Raw genomic sequence first — 17,419 nt, 5'->3', positions numbered from 1 at the left:
GACCCCACCGATGAAGCTGTCGCACTTCTTCATCGAGCGACCGATCTTCGCGTCGGTCGTCTCGATCGTCATCGTGATCCTGGGTGCGGTGGCCTATCTGCGGCTGCCGGTCGCCCAATATCCGGAGATCGCCCCGCCGGTGATCAACGTGTCCGGCCAGTTTCCCGGCGCCAGCGCCGAGACGGTGGCCGAGACCGTGGTGGCGCCGATCGAGCAGCAGATCAACGGCGTCGAGGGGATGCTCTACATCTCGTCGAACTCGACCGCCGACGGCCGCTTCTCGATCCAGGTGACGTTCAACATCGGCACCAATCTCGACATCGCCCAGGTGCAGGTGCAGAACCGCGTGGCGGTGGCGCAGCCGCGCCTGCCCATCCAGGTGCAGCAGATCGGCGTGACGGTCACCAAGTCGTCGCCCGACATCCTGATGGTGGTGAATCTCTACTCGCCCGACGATTCCCGCGACGCGCTGTTCATCTCCAACTTCGCCAACATCCAGATCCGTGACGTGCTGTCCCGCGTCGACGGCGTCGGCTCCATCGTGGTGTGGGGCGGTCGCGATTATGCGATGCAGATCTGGCTCGATCCGGACCGCCTGTCGTCGCTCAACCTGACGGCGGCCGACGTCACCGAGGCGCTGCGCGGCCAGAACATCCAGGTCGCCTCCGGGGTGCTCAACCAGCCGCCGGTGCCCGACCAGCTCGCCTTCCAGGTGGCGGTGCGCACCCTCGGGCGCCTCAGCGATCCGCAGGAGTTCGCCAACATCGTCGTCAAGCAGACCGACATCGCCGTCGTCCGCATCAAGGACATCGGACGGGTCGAGCTGACCGCGCAGGACTACTCGTCGACCTCGTATCTCGACCGCCGCCAGGCGGTGGCGCTCGGCGTGTTCCAGCGTCCGGGCTCGAACGCGCTGACCACCGGCCAGGGCGTGATGGCGACGATGGAGCGCCTCAAGTCCGGCTTCCCGCAGGGGGTCGAGTACGCCATCATCTACAACCCGACCCAGTTCATCGCCGAATCGGTGCGCGCCGTCGTCGAGACCATCTTCGAGGCGGTGATCCTGGTGGTGCTGGTGGTGATCCTGTTCCTCCAGACCTGGCGGGCGGCGGTCATCCCCATTCTGGCGATTCCGATCTCGCTCATCGGCACCTTCTTCGTGATGAGCCTGTTCGGCTTCTCGTTGAACAACCTGTCGCTGTTCGGTCTGGTGCTCGCCATCGGCATCGTGGTCGACGACGCCATCGTGGTGGTGGAGAACGTCGAGCGCAACATTGCAGACGGGCTCAGTCCCCGCGAGGCGGCGCACAAGACCATGGACGAGGTCGGCGGCGCGCTGATCGCCATCGCCCTGGTGCTGTCCGCCGTGTTCGTGCCGACCGCCTTCATCACCGGCATCTCGGGGCAGTTCTACCGGCAGTTCGCGCTCACCATCGCGGGCTCGACCCTGATCTCGCTGATGGTGTCGCTGACGCTGTCGCCGGCGTTGTGCGCGCTGCTGCTCAAGGCGCACGATCCGAGACACCGCGACCGCTGGTACGAGCGGCCGATCCACGGCTTCTTCCGCCTGTTCAACCGCGGCTTCGATGCGGTCGCTAACGGCTATGGCTGGCTCGCCGGCAAGGTGGTCCGCTTCACCGTGGTGATGCTGGTGCTCTACGCCGGCGTGCTCGCCTTCGGGCTCAACGAGTTCCGCTCGACGCCGCGCGGCTTCATCCCGCAGCAGGACCTCGGCTATCTCATCGTCGCGGCGCAGTTGCCGCCCGGCTCCTCGCTCCAGCGCACCGACGCGGTGATGAAGCGCGCCGCCGAGCTCGCCCTCGCCACGCCGGGCGTCGGCCATGTGGTCAACATCGTCGGCTTCTCGGGCGCCACCTTCACCAACGCCCCGAACGGCGGCGCCATGTTCCTGATCCTGGAGCCGTTCGAGAAGCGGGCCGGCGATCCGACGAAGTCGGCGGTCGCCATCCAGGGGGCGCTGTTCGGCAAGCTCGCCGTCATCCAGGATGCGTTCACCGTGGTGGTGCTGCCGCCGCCCGTGCAGGGCATCGGCAATGCCGGCGGCTACCGCATGATGATCCAGGACCGCGACGGCGTCGGCTCGCAGACGCTGCTCGGCGCCGTCTACGCCATGATGGGGCGCGCCGCCCAGACGCCCGGGCTGAAGCAGGTCTACTCGCTGTTCGAGACGTCGACGCCGCAGCTCTTCCTCGACATCGACCGCACCAAGGCGCAGCTTCTCGGCATCAACCTGGCCGACGTGTTCAACGCCCTCCAGGTCTATATCGGGTCGTCCTACGTCAACGACTTCAACCTGTTCGGCCGCACCTTCCGGGTGCAGGCCCAGGCCGAGCCCGGCCACCGGCTGGAGCCCAAGGACGTGCTGACGCTGCGGGTGCGCAACGGCCGCGGCGAGACGGTGCCGCTCGGCGCCTTCACGACGGTGCGCGACATCTCGGGTCCCTACCGGGTGCCGCGCTACAACCTCTATCCGGCCGCCGAGCTGGATGGCGACTCGGCCCCCGGCTACTCGCAGGGCCAGGCCATCGCCATCATGGAGAAGCTCGCCGCCGAGACGCTGCCGCCCGGCGTCGGCTACGAATGGACCAGCCTCGCCTATCAGCAGATCAGGGCCGGCGATACGGCGCTGTTCGCCTTCGTGCTCGGCGTCGTCTTCGTGTTCCTGGTGCTGGCCGCCCAGTACGAGAGCCTGACGCTGCCGCTCGCCGTCATCATGATCGTGCCGATGTGCCTGGTGGCGGCGATCTCGGGCGTCATCCTGCGCGGGATGGACAACAACATCCTGACCCAGGTCGGCTTCGTGGTGCTGATCGGACTGGCCGCCAAGAACGCCATCCTGATCGTCGAGTTCGCCAAGCAGCTCGAGGATCAGGGCCGCGACCGGCTGTCGGCGGCGGTGGAGGCGGCACGGCTGCGTCTGCGTCCGATCCTGATGACGTCGCTGGCCTTCATCCTCGGCGTGGTGCCGCTGGTGTGGGCGACCGGGGCGGGCGCCGAGCTGCGGCAGGCGCTGGGCACCGCGGTGTTCGCCGGCATGATCGGCGTCACCGTGTTCGGCCTGGTGTTCACCCCGGCCTTCTTCGTGGTCGGAAGCTGGCTCTCCAGCCTGCCGGGCCGGCGGCGCGCCCGCCGGGATGCGCCCCCGCCGGAGTCGCACGGCCAGCCCGCCGAATGACGCATGCGCGGCCGGCGGCTCGGTGCGAGCCGCCGGCCGTGGCGTCGCATATCGCCGAGAACCTGTCGAATCCCTGTGCGGCGCGCGCCGTTCTGGCGCGCCGCGTCCGTCGACGGCGGTTCGTGCCCCATGGACGGCGGCGGTTCGCCATCATAGCTTCGGACAGCGACGAAGCGTGGACGGAGATTGCTGACATGATCGGTGTCGGAGGCGGCCGCTCATCGTGCCTGCCGCGCGGAACAGCGCCATGAAGTTCGGCACCTCCCAGGCGGTCGTCCGCACCGAGGACGACGCCTTTCTGCGCGGCGCCGGCCGCTATGTCTCCGACCTCGTGCCGGCCGATGCGCTGCGGGCCGTGGTGCTGCGCGCGCCGCATCCGCACGCCCGCTTCCGCCTGCACGATCTCGATGCCGTCCGCGCGATGCCCGGCGTACGGCTGATCCTCACCGCCGCCGACATCGCCGACCTCGGGCCGCTGCCGTGCCTGGCGCGGCCGCGCGGCGTCGAGATCGCGGCGCCCGCCTATCCGATCCTCGCCACCGACACGGTCCGGCATGTCGGCGACGCCGTCGCCTTCGTGGTGGCCGACACGCTCGACCAGGCGCGCGATGCCGCCGAGGCGATCGTGGTCGACTACACGGCGCTGCCCCATGTGGTCGACGCCGTCGCGGCGCTCGCCGAGGGAGCGCCGCCGGTCGTCCATGCGGACTTGCCCTCCGGCAATGCCGTGTTCGACACGACGACCGGCGACGCCGCCGCCACCGAGGCGGCCTTCGCGGCCGCCGCCCATGTGGTCACGCTGCGGCTCGTCAACCAGCGCCTCGTCGCCAACTATCTCGACACCCGCGCCGTCACGGCGGCATTCGACCCGGCCGACGGCCGCATCACCCTCACGCTCGGCAGCCAGGGCTCCCACACGGTGCGCGACGTCCTGGCCGAGCATGTGCTGCGCATTCCGCCCGAGCGGCTGCGGGTGGTGACGCCCGATGTCGGCGGCGGCTTCGGCACCAAGCTGTTCACCTATCGCGAATACGCGCTCGCCGCCGTGGCGGCCGAGCGGCTCGGCCGCACGGTGAGCTGGGTCGCCGATCGCAGCGATCATTTCCTCGGTGACAGCCACGGCCGTGCCAACGTCACCACGGCGCGGCTCGCCCTCGACGCCGATCTCCGCTTCCTCGCCCTCGATGTCGACACCATCGCCGACATGGGAGCGTATCTCTCGGCCTACGCGCCCTATATCCCGATCGCCGGCGCCGGCATGCTGCCCGGCGTCTATGCGATTCCGACGATCCGGGCGCGGGTGCGCGGCGCCTTCACCCACACGGTGCCGGTCGACGCCTATCGGGGCGCCGGGCGGCCGGAAGCATCCTATGTCATCGAGCGGCTGGTCGACGCCGCGGCGCGCGATCTCGGCGTGGCGCCCGACGCGCTGCGGCGGAAGAACTTCATCCCGCCCGCCGCCATGCCGTATCGCACCGCGACCGGCCGCACCTACGACTCCGGCGACTTCGCGGCGCATCTCGCCCGCGCCCAGACGCTCGCCGACTGGGACGGCTTTCCGGCGCGGGCCGCGGCCGCGAAGCGCGACGGCCGGCTGCGCGGCATCGGGCTTTCGACCTACATCGAGGCGTGCGGCGGCAACGGGCCGGAGACCGCGACGCTGCGGCTCGACGACGACGGCGCCGTCACGCTGCTGATCGGCTCGCAGTCGACCGGGCAGGGCCATCACACCGCCTATGCGCAGATCGTCGCCGATCATCTCGACCTGCCGGCCGACCGCGTGCGGGTCGTGCAGGGCGATACCGACCTGATCGCCACCGGCAGCGGCACCGGCGGCTCGAGCTCGATCCCGTGCGGCGGCGTCGCGGTGGCCGGCGCCTCGCGCCGGCTCGCCGAGGTGATCCGCGAGGTGGCGGCCGACGCGCTCGAGGCGGCGCCCGCCGATCTCGAATTGTCCGGCGGCACCGTCCGGATCGCCGGCACCGATCGGACCATCGATCTGGCTGACGTCGCCACCGCGGCGGCGTCGCGCGATCCGGCGCGGCTCACCGTCGCCGACACGTTCCGGCCCAAGGTCGCCACCTATCCGAACGGCACCCATGTGGTCGAGGTGGAGATCGATCCGGACACCGGGCGGGTGGCGATCATCCGCTTCGTCATCGTCGACGACATGGGCATGACGCTGAACCCGCTGCTGCTGGAGGGCCAGATCGTCGGCGGCGCCGCCCAGGGCATCGGCCAGGCGCTGATGGAGGGCGCGGTGTTCGATCTCGACAGCGGCCAGCTTCTCACCGCCACGCTCCAGGACTACGCGCTGCCGCGCGCCGGCGACTTGCCGGCGTTCCTGTTCGAGACCCGCAACGTGCCCTGCGCCACCAATCCGCTGGGCGTGAAGGGGGCCGGCGAGGCCGGCACCATCGGGGCGTCACCGGCGCTCGTCAACGCCATCGTCGATGCGCTGTGGCGCGCCTACCGCATCCGCCACATCGACATGCCGGCGACGCCCGAGCGGGTGTGGGCGGCGCTGCGCGAAGGCGAGCGGATGCACACGCTGTGATCCGGTGCCGCAAATCCGCCGTCCTCATCACCGCACCATCGCGCAATCGTGACCTGACCCACGTCGACGCCGTGGTGCCGATGTCGTGGAAGATCGCTAGGACTGGCAAGCTTGCCGGATTCTCCCGCGTCACGCATCGCGTCGTGCCGCCCGCGGAGGTTCGGATCGTCCCTCTCCCCAACAGTCGACAAGGAGTCTCCATGCAGAGTCGTACGATGCTCGCCGCCGCCGTGCTCCTCGCGGGCGTGACGGTCGCGGCCGCCCAGGACCCGATCGCGGAGCGCAAGGCCGCCATGAAGGCCAATGGCGACCAGGCCCGCATCGGCGCCCAGATGGCCCGCGGTGAGATGCCGTTCGATCTGGCCAAGGCGCAGACGATCTTCCAGACCTATGCGGACAGCGCCACCAAGACGAAGGGGCTGTTCCCGGAGACCACCCAGACCGGCGGCGACACCGCGGCCGATCCGCGCATCTGGCAGAACATGAGCGACTTCCAGGCGAAGCTCGCCAAGTTCGGCCAGGACGCCGCCGAGGCCAAGGGCAAGGTGAAGGACGAGGCCAGCTTCAAGGCCACCTTCTCGGAGGTGCAGAAGAGCTGCGGCGGCTGCCACGAGACCTACCGGCTGAAGAAGAGCTGATCCGGCCGTGCCGGTGCTCCTCCGTGTTCTGATCGCCGCGGTGCTGGTGCTGGGCACCGGCGTCGCGGTGTTCCTCGTGGTCACCGAGCCGGCCCGCGTGCCGGCGGCGTCGCTCGGTCCCCACACACCGAATCTCGACAATGGCCGCACGCTGTTCTTCGCCGGTGGCTGCGCCTCCTGCCACGCCTCCTCCAAGGAGGAGCGTGACCGCCTCGGCGGCGGCCTGGCGCTGCGCTCGCCGTTCGGCACCTTCCACGTGCCCAACATCTCGCCGGATCCGGCCGACGGCATCGGCCGGTGGAGCGAGGCGGAGTTCGTCACCGCCATGCTGGACGGCACGTCGCCGGACGGACGCCACTACTACCCGGCGTTCCCGTACACGTCCTACCAGCGGATGACGGTCGGCGACCTGCGCGACCTGTTCGCCTACATCAAGACGCTGCCGGCGGTCTCCGGCCGGGCGCCCGACCACGAGCTGGCCTTTCCGTACTCGTTCCGTCGCGGCCTCGGGCTGTGGAAGCTCGCCAATCTCGACGGGAAGCCGTTCACGCCCGATCCGTCGCGCTCGGCGGCGTGGAACCGCGGCGCCTATCTGGTCAACGGCCCCGGCCACTGTGCCGAATGCCATTCGCCGCGCGATCGCTTCGGCGGCATCGTGGCGGCGCAGCGCTTCGCCGGCGGGCCAAATCCGGAAGGCGAGGGGTGGGTTCCGAACATCACCGGCAAGGGCCTGGCGAGCTGGTCCGCCAAGGATGTCGAGTACCTGCTGGAGACGGGCGACCTGCCGGACGGCGACTCGGTCGGCGGCACCATGACGGCGGTGGTGCGCAACACCCGCGAGCTGTCTCCGGCGGACCGTGCCGCCATGGCCGAGTACCTCAAGTCGCTGCCGCCGGTCGACGGACCGCCGCGGCCGGAGCGCCGCTGACGGCAGTCCGTCGTCTCGACGACGAGTCTCACGTGGTCGGCGGCGCCGGCGGGTTTCGCGGCTCGCCGGGGCGTGCGACAAAGGGTGGCCCCAGGTCACTCGTCGTCCGCTCCGTCCGTCCGCTCGTCCTTGCCCGCCGCCATGAGCCTGAACGCCGCCATTCTCATCAAGGTCCTGTCGGTCCTGCTGTTCGCGTTCATGTCGGCGCTGGTGCGGTATGTCGGCGAATCCGGGGTGCCGCTCGGCGAGGTGGTGTTCTTCCGCAGCGTGTTCGCGCTGATCCCGGTGGTGCTGATCTACGCGGCGCGGCGCGAGCTCGCCTCGGCGGTGCGCACGCGCCGGCCGCTCGGGCATCTCGCTCGCGGCTCGATCAGCGTGGCCGGCATGTTCCTCAACTTTGCGGCGCTGGCGCGGCTGCCGCTGGTCGACGCGACCGCCATCAGCTTCGCCGGCCCGATGATCACCGTGGCGCTCGCCGCCCTGGTGCTGAGCGAGCGGGTGCGCGCCTATCGCTGGTCGGCCGTGACGGTCGGCTTCGCCGGCGTGCTGGTGATGCTGTGGCCGTATCTCAACCTCGGCCGGCTGGTCACGGCCGGCTCGGCCGAGAGCACCATTGGGGCGATGTGCGCGCTCGGTGCCGCCTTCACCAACGCGCTCGCGGTGATCCAGACCCGCCGCCTCACCGACAGCGAGACGACCTCGTCGATCGTCTTCTACTTCTCGCTGATCTGCACGGTGGTCTCGTCCGCGATCCTGCCGTTCGTGTGGCAGACCCCGACGCTGCCGCAGGTCGTCGCGCTGGTGGCGATCGGCGTGCTGGGCGGCCTCTCGCACCTCTTGCTGACCGAGAGCTACCGCTACGCGCCGGCCTCCATCATGGCGCCGTTCGACTACCTGGCGCTCCTGTTCGCCTTCGTGATCGGCTATGCGGCGTTCGGCGAGATCCCGACCGTCTACGCCTATGTGGGGGCCGTGGTGGTGGTGCTGTCCGGCCTGTTCGTGATCTGGCGCGAGCGGCGGATCGCCGCCCGCCGCGCGCGGGAGCGCCCGAAGCTGCCGCCGCCCGACGCGGGAGCCTGACGGCGGCGCGCACAAGCCGGCGGATCAGAACGCCTTGAAGGTGATGATGGTGCGGGTGTCGACGATGCCCGGGATGGTCTGCACCTTCTCGTTGACGAAGTGGCCGATATCGGTGCCCTGCTCGACGTAGAACTTCACCAGCAGATCGAAGTCGCCGGCGGTCGAGTAGATCTCGGACGCGATCTCGGCGTCGGCGAGCTCGTTGGCGACCTGGTAGGACTTGCCCAGGTTGCACTTGATCTGCACGAAGAACGGAATCATGGCCTTCCCCTGGCGCCTCTCCGGTGCCGGCGCGGCTGGGTGGTCCGGCCCGCCCGGCGACGGTCGCCGCAATCGAGCAAAACCGCACCGCTTTGACAAGCGTCGGAGCCGATCCGGACGGCACCCGCGCAGGGGCGGCCGGGTCGCCGCCGTGGTGAGCCGATTCCGCGCTGATTTCCCTTGGAGAGAAAATGCTCTAAGGTCCGTCCCGCAATCTCAGCGGGGTGTCCGGCGGACTCGCCGCCGGGCTGAGAGGCGCGAACGCCGGCCGGAGGCAGACCCGGAGGTCCGCCGCACCGGAACCGACGCCAGGCCAACCCGTCGAACCTGATCCGGATCATGCCGGCGGAGGGAGCTCGAGATGCGATCGCGACCCGGCGATCCCGTCGACCATGCCGTTTCGCTCGATCGGAGCACCGTCCTCGACGGCGCAGCCGTCCTCGACGGCGCAGCCGTCCTCGACGGCGTCGCCGATGTGCTCGCCCGGCTGCGCGAGCGGCGGCCGCGGGTCCACTGCATCACCAACACGGTCGCCCAGGCGTTCACTGCCAATGTTCTGCTCGCCGCCGGTGCGGTTCCCTCGATGACCCATTCGGCCGAGGAGGTCGCGGCCTTCGTCGGCTCGGCCGACGCGCTGCTGGTCAATCTCGGCACCCTCGACGGCGAGCGGCGGGCCGCCATCGATCTCGCGGTCGATGCCGCCATGGCGAACGCTCGGCCCTGGGTGCTCGACCCCGTCTTTGTCGACCGCTCGCCGCTGCGTCGCGACGTGGCGGCCGGGCTGCTCGTCCGCCGCCCGGCGGTGGTGCGGCTCAACGAGACGGAGTTCGCGTCGCTGGCCGCGGCGCCCGCCGGCCCGCCGGAGACCGCCGCGCTCGCCGCCTTCGCGGCCGAGGCCGGCAGCGTGGTGGCGCTCACCGGCGCCACCGACCGCATGACCGATGGCCGGCGGCTCGCCGGCGTCGCCAACGGCCACCGCTGGATGGCACGGATCACCGCCATGGGTTGTGCGGGCGCCGCGCTGGTCGCCGCCTGCCTGGCGGTGGAGGACGATGCGTGGCTGGCGGCCGTCGCCGGCCACGTCGTGCTGGGCGTCGCGGCCGAGCGGGCCGCGGTGGTGTCGAGCGGCCCCGGCAGCCTGGCGGTGGCGATCCTCGACGCGCTCTCGGATCTCGACAGCAAGGACCTGCACGAGCGGGCGAAGGTGGAATGATGCCGGTCGATCTGCGTCTCAACGCCATCCTGGACCCGGAGCGGGCCGGCGGCCGCAGCCTCGTCGATCTCGCCCGCGCCGTGGTGGCCGGCGGCGCCACCCTGGTGCAGCTCCGCGACAAGCGCGGCGACACCCGCCCGATGGTGGAGACCGCGCGGGCGCTCCTCGCCGTGCTGACGCCGCTCGGCGTGCCGCTGGTGATCAACGACCGGGTCGACGTGGCACTGGCGGCCGGCGCCGCCGGCGTCCATGTCGGGCCGGACGACATGGCGATCGAGGATGCGCGCGCGCTGCTCGGACCGGGCGCCATAGTGGGTCACTCGATCAAGACCGTCGAGCAGGCCGAGAGCGTTCCCGTCGGGCTGATCGACTATGCGGGGGTCGGCGGCGTCTACACCACCCTGTCGAAGCACAATCCGGCGCCGCCCATGGGGCCGGAGGGCTTCGCGGCGATCCGCGCCGTGCTGCGGCGGCGGGCGCCGAGCCTGCCGGTCGAGGGGATCGCCGGCATCGACGAGACCAATGCGGCCGCGGTGATCCGGGCCGGCGGCGACGGCGTCGCGGTGATCGCCGCGCTGTCGCTCGCCGCCGATCCCGAGCAGGCGGCGCGGCGGCTGCGTGGCGTGGTGGATCAGGCGCTCGCCGGCCGGGTGCCGGCATGACGGAGGCGAGCCGCACCGCCATCGCGGTCACCATCGCGGGTTCCGATTCGAGCGGCGGTGCCGGCATCCAGGCCGATCTCAAGACCTTCTCGGCGCTCGGCGTGTTCGGCGCGTCGGTGATCGCCGCGCTGACCGCGCAGAACACCCGCGGCGTCACCGGCATTCACGACGTGCCGCCCGCCTTCGTCACCGCCCAGATCGACGCGGTGTTCTCCGATCTCGCGGTCGGCGCCGTCAAGATCGGCATGCTGTCGGTGCCGGCCACCATCGAGGCGGTGGCGGACGGGCTCGCCCGCCACACCGCCCGCAACGTGGTGCTCGATCCGGTGATGATCGCCACCTCGGGGGCGCGGCTGCTGGCGCCCGAGGCGGTGGCGACACTGGTGCGCGATCTTCTGCCGCGCGCCGATCTCGTCACCCCGAACCTGCCCGAGGCGGCGGCGTTGCTCGACTGTGCGGTGGCCACCGACGAGGCCGCCATGCGGGCGCAGGGCGAGGCGCTGATCGCCCGGGGCGCCCGCGCCGTGCTGATGAAGGGGGGCCACGGCGAGGGACCGGAGAGCACCGACCTGCTGGTGACGGCCGACGGCGTGCGCCGCTTCGCGGCGCCGCGCGTCGCCACTCGCAACACCCATGGCTCCGGCTGCACGCTGTCCTCGGCGATCGCGGCCGGGCTCGCCCGGGGGCTCGGCCTCGCCGACGCGGTCGGCGCCGCCAAGACCTATGTGGCCGACGCCATCGCGGCGGCCGATCGGCTCGCCATCGGGCATGGCCACGGGCCGCTGCATCATTTTTCGCGATGGTGGTGAGGCGCCGTCGACCGCGGACGCCGCACGGCGTGCCGAACAGACAGGAGCGTGACATGACGAGCTTCACCCGACGGCATCTGGCGGGCGGGGCGGTGGGCCTCGCGGCCCTGGCGGCGCCCCACGTGGCGCGCGGCGAGACACGGCGTTGGCGCATGGTGACCTCGTGGCCCAAGCGGCTGCCGGGCCCCGGCATGTCGGCCGAGCGCATCGCCGAGCGGATCGCGGCGCTGTCGGGCGGCCGTCTCCAGATCACCGTGCATGCGGCCGGTGAGCTGGTGCCCGCCTTCGAGGTGCTCGATGCGGTCGGCGGCGGCGTCGCCGAGATGGGCCACACGGCGGCGTTCTACTGGCAGGGCAAGCAGCCGGCGGCGGCGTTCTACACCACGGTGCCGTTCGGGCTGACGCCGGCCGAGCACGTCGCCTGGGTCGAGGCGGGCGGGGGCCAGGCCCTGTGGGACGAGGTGTATGCGCCGTTCGGTGTCAAGCCGTTCATGGGCGGCAACACCGGCGTGTGCATGGGCGGCTGGTTCCGGGCGCCGCTCGGCGGCCTGTCGGCGCTGCGCGGCCTGAAGGTGCGGGCGCTCGGGCTCGGCGGCGAGGTCTATCGCCGGCTCGGGGCGACGCCGCAGACGACCGCACCGGCCGACATTCTGGTCAGCCTGCAATCGGGCGTGCTCGACGGCGCCGAGTTCGTCGGCCCCGGCACCGATATCGCGCTCGGCCTCTACCGGGTGGCGCCACACTACTACGGTCCCGGCTTCAACAAGCCGAACGGCACCGGCGAGTGCCTGGTCTCGCTGTCCGCCTGGAAGGGCCTCGACGCCGACCTCAAGGCAATCGTGGCGCACGCCTGCGCCACCGAGGCGGGCTATGCGCTCTCCGAGATGGAGCGGCTGAACGCCGAGGCGCTCGCCGCGCTGATCGAGCGCCACAAGGTGAAGCTGGAGAGCTTCCCGGCCGAGATCGTCGAGGCGGCGCGGGTGCAGGCCGTCGACGTGCTGGCCGGTATCGCAAGTCAGAACACGCTCGCCCGCAAGGTCCACGACTCCTACACGGGATTCCGCGATCGCGTGGCCCCGTGGTCCCGGGTGTCGATCCGCGCCGTGCTGGAAGCCCGCGGCGCCTGACCCACCGCGTCATGCTGCGACGCGGCAGACGGCCGCGCCGTTGCGAGCGTGCGGCGCCTTCCCGTCGCCGGTCGACTTGACATACCATGCGGCGCGACCGGCCGTTGCGGCCGGTCCGACCGCTGCCCCTCGTGCTGCCTGCTCCGATGTCGGCCGTCCGCCCCGGCCCCCCGGGCGATGTGCGTCCCGGCCCCGTCCGCCGGGGAACGCCCGTTCGGCGGCGACGCGACGGTATGAAATGCGTTTCCAGCGGGGGCTCCATGTTCGGCGTCAACCGCATGACAGATCGGAGGTTTCAGCAAGGCCCACGGGCCTGTCTTCGGGCTCGGAGCCTGTACAATGCCGACCCTGTCAGGAGCGGCACGGCTCGCTTCGTCGTCCGGCGACGGCCCGAGTTCCGACTATTGTCGTTCGATCCTTCAGCCCGAAAGGAGCAGCCAGATGGCGACTGAACCGTGGAAAGCCAAGGACTGGTTCGTGAGCCCGTGGAACTACGCGGACGAGGTTGTGAAGGACCTCAAGTTTCCCAAGTCGATCAAGATCCACGACGTCACGCTTCGCGACGGTGAGCAGCAGACCGGCGTCATCTTCTCCAAGGACGAGAAGATCCGGATCGCCGAGGCGCTGGCCGAGGCCGGCGTGCACCGCATCGAGGCGGGCATGCCGATCGTCTCGCCCTCCGACAACGACGCCATCAAGGAGATCGTGAAGCGCAATCTCGGCCCCGAGATCTTCGCCTTCGCGCGCTGCATGAAGGAGGACGTGAAGCGGGCCATCGACACCGGCGTCAAGGGCGTCGTGATGGAGATCCCGTCGAGCATGCACCTCGTCGACCTCGCCTATCGGTGGCCGATGGAGAAGGCGATCGAGGCTTCCATCGAGTCGACTCGTTACGCGCACGAGAACGGGCTCGAGGTGGTGTTCTTCCCGATCGATTTCTCGCGCGCCGAGCTGAAGTGGGCCATCGACCTGATCGAGCGCGTCGGCAAGGAAGGCCACATGGACGCGGTGGCGCTGGTCGACACCTTCGGGGTGCTGTCGCCGCACGCCGCCCGCTACTTCGCCCGAGAGGTCAGGAAGCGCCTGAACGTGCGTCTGGAGACGCATTTCCACCAGGACTTCGGCATGGGCGTCGCCAACACCATCATGGCGCTGGCCGAAGGCGTCGAGGTGATGCACACGACGGTGCTCGGCATCGGCGAGCGCTCCGGCAACGCCCCGATGGAAGAGGTCGTCATGGCGCTCAAGACCATGTACGGCGTCGACGTCGGCATCGACACCACCAAGCTCACCTCCCTCGCCAACCTGGTGCAGCGGCTCGCCGGCGTCCAGGTGCCGAGCAACAAGGCGATCGTCGGCTCGGGCCTCTACCAGATCGAGTCCGGCATCATCACGAGCTGGTTCAAGAACTGCGGCGAGCAGCTCGCCACCGAGCTGTTCCCGATCCGCTGGGACGCGGTCGGTCAGCCGCCCGCCGAGATCGTCATGGGCAAGGGCTCGGGCATCGACTCGGTCAACCTGTGGCTCCAGGACCTCGGCATGCAGGTGTCGGACGACGACGCCATGAAGGTGTTGCAGGCCGTCAAGGCGTACTCGCTGAAGAACAAGAAGCTGCTCAGCAAGGGCGAGTTCCGCGATCTCGCCAAGAGCGTGCTCGGCAAGGCGGCGTAAAGACCGCATAACGAAGACGGCCGGCGGGCGCGCCGCCGGTCGCGACCTTCCAGAAAGAGCGGGCGCCTGCGGGCGCCCGTTTTCTTTTGCCCGCTCCGGCAGAGGGTGGAGCCGCCGCGATCAAAGCGCGCCGGGAAGGCGCCGCCGTCGTCGTCACGGGAACCCCCAGGTCGAGCAGACGTTCACAGCGAGACCGGCCGGAGAAGAACCATGCACCTGCAGAAGGTCTACACGGCCTTGCTCACCGCTGACCTTGCGGCGGCCGAGGACTGGTATACCAAGCTTCTCGGCCGAAGGCCGGACAACCGGCCGATGGACACGCTGGTCCAGTGGGAGCTCTTCGATCAGGGTGGCCTGGCGCTGTCGACCGACGACGAGATCGCCGGCAGGGGGGTGATGTTCCTTTACGTCGCCGATGTCGCGGCCGAGCGCCGCAGGCTGGAGGGCCTCGGGATCGTGCTCGGGGACGATATCGCGGGCGACTACTCGACGCTGGCGCAGGTGCGTGATCCCGACGGCAACCTGCTCACGCTGGCCACCCCACCCTCGCGGCCCTTTCCGCCGGCATGACGTCGCGATCACGCTCGCTCGGAGGTCCTTTCAAAGCGCGCCCGGGAAGGCGCCGCCGTCGATCAGGATGTTCTGGCCGGTGATGTAGCCGGCATGCACCGAGCAGAGGAACGCGCAGGCGGCGCCGAACTCGTCGGGATCGCCGAGGCGGCGTGCCGGCACGGCGGCGAGACGCTCCGCCGCCACCGCCTCGATGTCGACGCCGCGCGTCTGCGCGGTCGTCGCCAGCATGGCTGCCAGCCGGTCGGTGGCGAACACGCCCGGCAGCAGCCCGTTGATGGTCACGCCGTCGGCGGCGACGCTGCGCGCCACGCCCGCCATGAAGGCGGTGAGCCCGGCGCGCGCCCCGGAGGAGAGATCGAGCCCCGGCAGCGGCATCTTCACCGAGCCCGACGTGATGTTGACGATGCGGCCGAAGCGGCGCGCCCGCATGCCGTCGATCACCTTCTGGGTCAGCTCGATCGCCGCCACCATGTTGGCGACCACGCCGGCCAGGATGTCGTCGCGGCCGAGCGAGCGGAAATCCCGGAAGGGTGGCCCGGCATTGTTGTTGACCAGGATGTCCGGGGCCGGGCATGCCTCCAGCAGCGCCGCCTGGCCCTCCGGGGTGGCGACGTCGCCCACAACCGGAATCACCGCGGCCCGCGTGCTCTCCGCGATGGCGACCGCGGTCGCGGTCAGCCGCTCGCGATCGCGCCCGTTGATCACCACGGTGCAGCCCGCCTCGGCGAGCTTCTGGGCGCAGGCGCGCCCGAGCCCGCGGCTCGACGCGCAGACGATGGCCGAGCGGCCGGCGATGCCGAGGTCCATGCGGAACTCCCGTGTATCCAGGCGAGGGTTCGCCTCGATACCAGCCGGGCGCCCGTCTGCCCAGCCGCAGCCGTCCGTTCGTCGGCCGTCGTTGTCGGTGTCAGCGTGTCGAGCCGCTGCCGCCGCCGCTCGTGCCGCCGCTGTTGGGCATGCCGTTCATGATGTCGGGCGTGGCCATGCCGTTCGGAGACGGTGTCGAGGTGCCGGCCCCGCGGGCTGTGGACCCGCCCGGCAGGTTCGGCCCCGGCACCGAGGAGCCGGTGGTTTCTCTGCCGCTCGGCGTCGTCGCGGTGCCCTGGCTGTTGAGGCCCTGGCCCGGATGGGCGGGGCCGGGCGCGATCGGCGTGCCGCCGGTGGAGACCGAGCCGGTCGAGCCGACGCCGGCATTCGGGGTGCCGGTCGGCGCCACCCCCGAGCTGCCCGAGCCGGTGCCGGTCGCGGCCGAGCCGCCGCCCGCGGCGGCTCCTCCCGCCGCTCCTCCGGCGGCGCCGCCGCCCCCCGCCCCGCCGCCGCTCTGCGCCATGGCGAGCGTCGCGGCCCCCGACAGCAGCACAGCCGCCAGCAGGGTGCGGGTGGTGCGCTTGATTCGTTGGTCGTGCATGCTCGACTCCCGATGATCGTGTGGTCTGGTCATCGGGGCCAAGTCGGCGCGTCCGCGGGAGGTTCCGCCATCGGGGCGGTGATCGCCCGACGGAGGTGGCTAGTGGTCGCTCAGGCGGCCGGGTTGTCGGCCTCGACCCGCATGGCGTTGCCGCGCCATTCGAACGACGAGCCGAGCAGGCCGTCGAGCCACAGGGCCGGCAGCATCAGGTCGCGCACCAAGGCATGCACCGGGTACCACGGCGACAGCGTCCATCCGGCGATGCGGGCGAGCACCGCCTCGGCGCCGTACCAGGCGAGCAGGAACAGCAGCACCAGCGGCAGTATCGGACCGCCGAGCGCGTGGACCGCGACCGCGAACGAGACCGTCGGCACCAGTGCGCCGGTGAGGATCTCCGGCAGGAACCAGTGCGGGAAGCAGGCGCGCCGCAGCCGCGCCCACCGCGACTGGCGTCGCCACACCTCCCGGGCGCCACGGCGCCCGAGCGGCTGCTCGAACGGCCCGTCGACCAGCCGCACCCGCAGGCCGGCGGCCCGCACCAGCTTGGTCGAGGCGGCGTCCTCGGCCACGTCGGCGCCGAGCGCCTTGATGCCGCCGCCGGCCTCCAGCACGTCGCGTCGCCAGAACAGCGTCTTGCCCTGGGCGAAGCCGAACCCGATGCTGTCGGCGACGTACTGGGCGCGTGCCTGATAGGTGTTGAGGAAGGCGCATTCGACCTCGGCCCAGAAGCCGTCGGGCCGGCTGCCGATCGGTGGCGCGCAGACGAGCCCGGTGCCGCGCCCGCGTCCGCTGGCGGGCTGCCGCCCGCTGGCGGGCTGCCGCCCGCTGGCGGGCTGCCAGGCGGCCAGCAGGCGCTGGAGATAGTCGGGCGGCATCAGCACGTTGGAATCCGCGATGGCGATCCAGTCGTGGGCGGCCGCCTGCCAGCCCTTGACGCAGTTGTTGAGCTTGGGGTTGCGGCTCACCGGATCGTTGCCGACGAGCAGCCGCGCCCGCACCTGCGGGTGACGCGCCATCAGCTCGTCCACCACCGGGATCACCGGGTCGGCCGGCGAGGCGACGCAGAGCACGATCTCGTAGTCCGGATAGTCGAGCCGGAAGGTCGAGCCGAGCGTCTCCGCGACGAAGTTCTCGATGTCGCAGACCGGCCGCACGATGGTGATCGGCGGCGCGTCGGCGGGCGGGGCGACGTGATCACGCCGTGCGCGGCAGCGAACCGCCGCGATCGCGACGCTGGCGACATGAACGGCGGCGGTGAGGCCGCACACGGTGATGGCGATGTCCACGGGTGTCATA

The 17,419-nt window shown here is 71.0% G+C and carries 15 protein-coding genes and 1 riboswitch; of the genes, 11 read left to right on the top strand and 4 right to left on the bottom strand.

What is annotated here, in order from left to right:
- Positions 1–10: 10 nt before the first annotated feature.
- The 5 genes from ACFQUV_RS21845 (at position 11) to ACFQUV_RS21825 (ending at position 8,399) form a co-directional block, all read left to right on the top strand.
- Positions 11–3,196: an efflux RND transporter permease subunit gene (locus ACFQUV_RS21845; protein ID WP_129609100.1), complete on the top strand. Its 3,186-nt coding sequence runs from the start codon at positions 11–13 to the stop codon at positions 3,194–3,196.
- 247 nt (positions 3,197–3,443) lie between these two features.
- The gene (locus ACFQUV_RS21840) at positions 3,444–5,753 is read left to right on the top strand and encodes a xanthine dehydrogenase family protein molybdopterin-binding subunit (RefSeq protein ID WP_129609101.1); all 2,310 of its coding nucleotides are present in this window, start codon (positions 3,444–3,446) and stop codon (positions 5,751–5,753) included.
- 200 nt (positions 5,754–5,953) lie between these two features.
- Positions 5,954–6,391, top strand: a complete 438-nt coding sequence (locus ACFQUV_RS21835; RefSeq protein ID WP_111385856.1) for a cytochrome c — start codon at positions 5,954–5,956, stop codon at positions 6,389–6,391.
- A gap of 13 nt (positions 6,392–6,404) precedes the next feature.
- Positions 6,405–7,319, top strand: coding sequence for a cytochrome c (locus ACFQUV_RS21830; protein WP_129609113.1), 915 nt, complete (start codon positions 6,405–6,407; stop codon positions 7,317–7,319).
- A gap of 141 nt (positions 7,320–7,460) precedes the next feature.
- Positions 7,461–8,399 carry a DMT family transporter gene (locus tag ACFQUV_RS21825; protein ID WP_111385857.1) on the top strand — a complete coding sequence of 313 codons (939 nt, stop codon included), beginning with the start codon at positions 7,461–7,463 and terminating at the stop codon, positions 8,397–8,399.
- A 24-nt stretch (positions 8,400–8,423) separates the two neighbouring features.
- Here the strand turns inward: ACFQUV_RS21825 and ACFQUV_RS21820 are convergent, their stop codons facing one another.
- Positions 8,424–8,660: an Lrp/AsnC ligand binding domain-containing protein gene (locus ACFQUV_RS21820; protein ID WP_111385858.1), complete on the bottom strand. Its 237-nt coding sequence runs from the start codon at positions 8,658–8,660 to the stop codon at positions 8,424–8,426.
- A gap of 210 nt (positions 8,661–8,870) precedes the next feature.
- Positions 8,871–9,033, top strand: a riboswitch (TPP riboswitch).
- Between ACFQUV_RS21820 and thiM the strand changes: the two genes are divergently transcribed.
- The 6 genes from thiM to ACFQUV_RS21790 all read left to right on the top strand — a co-directional run bounded on the left by thiM (position 9,022) and on the right by ACFQUV_RS21790 (position 14,712).
- Positions 9,022–9,873, top strand: a complete 852-nt coding sequence (thiM, locus tag ACFQUV_RS21815) for a hydroxyethylthiazole kinase (protein ID WP_129609103.1) — start codon at positions 9,022–9,024, stop codon at positions 9,871–9,873. (Overlaps the previous riboswitch by 12 nt.)
- Complete coding sequence (gene thiE, locus ACFQUV_RS21810; RefSeq protein WP_244601580.1) at positions 9,870–10,535, top strand: thiamine phosphate synthase; 666 nt, start codon at positions 9,870–9,872, stop codon at positions 10,533–10,535. Before thiM ends, thiE begins: the two co-directional genes overlap by 4 nt.
- Positions 10,532–11,344, top strand: a complete 813-nt coding sequence (gene thiD, locus ACFQUV_RS21805; RefSeq protein ID WP_129609104.1) for a bifunctional hydroxymethylpyrimidine kinase/phosphomethylpyrimidine kinase — start codon at positions 10,532–10,534, stop codon at positions 11,342–11,344. Before thiE ends, thiD begins: the two co-directional genes overlap by 4 nt.
- A gap of 53 nt (positions 11,345–11,397) precedes the next feature.
- Complete coding sequence (locus ACFQUV_RS21800; protein ID WP_129609105.1) at positions 11,398–12,471, top strand: TRAP transporter substrate-binding protein; 1,074 nt, start codon at positions 11,398–11,400, stop codon at positions 12,469–12,471.
- A gap of 441 nt (positions 12,472–12,912) precedes the next feature.
- Positions 12,913–14,142, top strand: a complete 1,230-nt coding sequence (locus ACFQUV_RS21795) for a LeuA family protein (RefSeq protein WP_165363882.1) — start codon at positions 12,913–12,915, stop codon at positions 14,140–14,142.
- A 210-nt stretch (positions 14,143–14,352) separates the two neighbouring features.
- The gene (locus ACFQUV_RS21790; protein WP_129609107.1) at positions 14,353–14,712 is read left to right on the top strand and encodes a VOC family protein; all 360 of its coding nucleotides are present in this window, start codon (positions 14,353–14,355) and stop codon (positions 14,710–14,712) included.
- A 30-nt stretch (positions 14,713–14,742) separates the two neighbouring features.
- Here ACFQUV_RS21790 and ACFQUV_RS21785 read toward each other — a convergent pair whose 3' ends face one another.
- The 3 genes from ACFQUV_RS21785 to ACFQUV_RS21775 all read right to left on the bottom strand — a co-directional run bounded on the left by ACFQUV_RS21785 (position 14,743) and on the right by ACFQUV_RS21775 (position 17,418).
- Positions 14,743–15,522 carry an SDR family oxidoreductase gene (locus ACFQUV_RS21785; RefSeq protein ID WP_129609108.1) on the bottom strand — a complete coding sequence of 260 codons (780 nt, stop codon included), beginning with the start codon at positions 15,520–15,522 and terminating at the stop codon, positions 14,743–14,745.
- Between the two features lie 100 nt (positions 15,523–15,622).
- Positions 15,623–16,123, bottom strand: coding sequence for a hypothetical protein (locus tag ACFQUV_RS21780; RefSeq protein ID WP_378395713.1), 501 nt, complete (start codon positions 16,121–16,123; stop codon positions 15,623–15,625).
- Positions 16,124–16,233: 110 nt separating this feature from the next.
- A complete protein-coding gene (locus tag ACFQUV_RS21775) occupies positions 16,234–17,418 on the bottom strand; it encodes a ceramide glucosyltransferase (protein ID WP_129607834.1) in 1,185 nt (394 codons plus the stop codon).
- Position 17,419: the final 1 nt, after the last annotated feature.

The sequence above is a fragment of the Rhodoplanes sp. P11 genome, assembly GCF_964266735.1.
Classification (GTDB): domain Bacteria; phylum Pseudomonadota; class Alphaproteobacteria; order Rhizobiales; family Xanthobacteraceae; genus Rhodoplanes; species Rhodoplanes serenus.
This window is presented reverse-complemented; position numbering and strand designations above follow the sequence as displayed.